The sequence below is a fragment of the Lacticaseibacillus hegangensis genome (assembly GCF_003946465.1).
Taxonomy (GTDB): Bacteria; Bacillota; Bacilli; order Lactobacillales; family Lactobacillaceae; genus Lacticaseibacillus; species Lacticaseibacillus hegangensis.
Map to the genome: position 1 here is coordinate 1 of NZ_RHOL01000062.1, position 2,149 is coordinate 2,149.

Sequence of the window (2,149 nt, forward strand, 5' to 3'; positions counted from 1 at the left end):
TGTGCATGGCGGCTATAAAATGTAGGAAAATGGCGATTTGAAATTGTCGGTTTTCCTGCATTTTTTGATATCATGAATCACATCGTAACCAAGGAGGAAAACGATGTGAGACAGGACATTCGAGAAGGAGTTAGAAAATATATGATTGAGGACATGAAGCCCAACTTCGCTGCCATAGCCGAGCAGTACAACTGTGATTACCGCACCGTCAAGCGAGCATATGAGGACGCCAAGCGAGGAAGCGGCGATTCACTACCCCAACCCACCGAGACCAGAGCTAAGCGGCCAAGCAAACTGGATCCATTTCGCGAAAAGATTGATGAGAAGCTAAACATTCCGTGCTCAGCAATGGCCATCTACAAATTTATTGTGAAGCACGGTTTCACCGGCAAGTACTCGATTGTGCGAGACTATTGTGCCAGGTACAAGAAACACCAAGTACATAAAGCGACGATCAGAGTCGAACATACCGCCGGGCTTTCAGCGCAGGTTGACTGGAAAGAAGAAATGACACTGTATAACACCGAAGGCAAAGCCTTCACGTTCAACATCTTCTTGTATGTATTGCCATATTCCAAGCTGAAGTACCTGACGTTGATCCTTGAACGCAGCCAAGACACTCTCTTCAACTGTTTGGACGACGCTTTTCATCATACTGGTGGCATTCCCAAAGAAATCTGGTTTGACAACATGAAGCAAGTCGTCGATCATACCAAGTCAGACATCGGCCAGCGCGTTGTATTGAATGAGCGCTTCAAGCAGTTCAGTCAGGATGCCGGCTACAAGCCGGTTGTCTGTCGCGTCTTCCGTCCGCAAACCAAAGGTGTTGTCGAAGCCTTGGCCCGTACCACGGAACGTCTGCGGGTCTATAACAATGAGTTTTACGACGAAGTGGATCTGGTCAATATCGTTGATGAACTGTGTTACGACCTCAACCACGAGGTCTCACAAGCTACCGAAGAGATACCCATCTACAAGTGGGAGAACGAAGAAAAGGAGTACCTGCACGAGCTGCCAGATAACCTTCTCGATCTATACTTCGAAGAAGACATTACCCGTGTCGTCTCCAAAGAATCGATGGTGATCTTTCGCAAATGCAAGTACTCCGTAGATCCGCGCTACATTGGTCGCACCGTTGGCATCGAGTTGACCAATGATGAGCAGCATATCCAAATCTATTATAACGGAGAGATGATTCGCGCGCACGAGATTACGACCCATCAATTTAACTACAACACAGACGACCAGGTGAAGATCCTGGGCTCAGACCTGCTTAAAGGCCAAGACCCCGAAGACATTCTGGGCTTCATCAAAGAACATCTGAGCGATTACGACAAAGTGTGAGGTGGAGCCCATGACTAAATTTCAAGAATTATTGACTAATCTGGATGCACTGGGCCTAGGCAAGATGCATGCTTATTTGCCTGACTATATAGACCAAATCAACACCCAGCAGCTATCGTTTACCGACGCAATGCTAAACCTCACCGAAGCAGAATTACACTGGCAAAGTGATCAAGAAGTTGAACGGATCATTCACCGCGCACACTTTCCACAAGCGAAGACGCTTAAGGCGTTTGACTTTGATTTCCAGCCAAACATCAACAAGCAAGAAGTCCTTGGTTTCCAAGACCTCGCCTTCATGGAGAAGCGAGAGAATCTTGTCTTCATTGGCAGCCCTGGAGTGGGTAAGACCCACTTGGCCATCAGCATCGGCATCGAGGCGTGCCGGCAAGGCAAGCGCACGCTGTTTATCAACTGCCATGAGCTTTTGAGCCGGCTTCGTGCTGCATATGAGAAAGGTGACTTGGATCGTAGTATCAATCGATATGCGCGCTATGATCTATTGGTGGTCGACGAGATCGGGTATCTGCCAATCGATCACGACGAAGCCAATCTCTTATTTCAGCTGGTCAATGCAAGGTATGAGAAACACTCAACCATCATCACCAGCAACACCGACTTATCCGGCTGGGTAGAAATTTTCCAAAACCCAACTGTGACTGCGGCAATCCTGGACCGTCTAGTTCACCATGTACATGTGGTGAAGATCACGGGGAAATCATACCGCCTGAAAGGTGCTGGTTGACCGCCTAAAACCTACATTTTTAAACCGCCATAAACCTGCATTTCAAAACCGCCCTTGACA

At 47.8% G+C, this 2,149-nt stretch carries 2 protein-coding genes; both read left to right on the forward strand.

Annotated features, from left to right (window positions below; all coding sequences use genetic code 11):
- Positions 1-105: 105 nt before the first annotated feature.
- Positions 106-1,344: an IS21 family transposase gene (istA, locus tag EKM86_RS12195; RefSeq protein WP_125758355.1), complete on the forward strand. Its 1,239-nt coding sequence runs from the start codon at positions 106-108 to the stop codon at positions 1,342-1,344.
- A gap of 10 nt (positions 1,345-1,354) precedes the next feature.
- Positions 1,355-2,089 carry an IS21-like element helper ATPase IstB gene (istB, locus tag EKM86_RS12200; protein ID WP_125758353.1) on the forward strand — a complete coding sequence of 245 codons (735 nt, stop codon included), beginning with the start codon at positions 1,355-1,357 and terminating at the stop codon, positions 2,087-2,089.
- The last annotated feature ends 60 nt before the right edge of the window (positions 2,090-2,149 follow it).